At 72.7% G+C, this 271-nt stretch carries 1 protein-coding gene; it reads right to left on the reverse strand.

Annotated elements, in window-relative coordinates:
• A partial coding sequence (locus H926_RS29165; RefSeq protein ID WP_043610562.1) for a carboxylesterase family protein occupies positions 1 to 270 on the reverse strand: 270 nt, incomplete at its 3' end.
• Between the last annotated feature and the right edge of the window lies 1 nt (position 271).

Raw genomic sequence — 271 nt, forward strand, 5'->3', positions numbered from 1 at the left:
CGTCCACACGTTGAGGAACAGGCAATCCTCGCTTTGCGGCGCCTCGGCCATGCCGCGCTGCGGGCAGAGCGGGCCAAATTGCGTGGCGTCTTGCTCTGGCCCGCTAAACGGTTCGGGCACGGCGCGGGCAAAGCGCGCCGCCCGGCCATAGCGGATGCCCTTGAACGCCATGACGCCGCCCTCGCGCAGACCGCGATAGCGCCCCACGCGGGGCTGGGCCGGGGCGGGCGCCCGCGCCAGGCCCTGTGCGCCCAGCGGTGTGGTGATCATC

The organism is Novosphingobium sp. B-7, assembly GCF_000410615.1.
Classification (GTDB): Bacteria; Pseudomonadota; Alphaproteobacteria; order Sphingomonadales; family Sphingomonadaceae; genus Novosphingobium; species Novosphingobium capsulatum.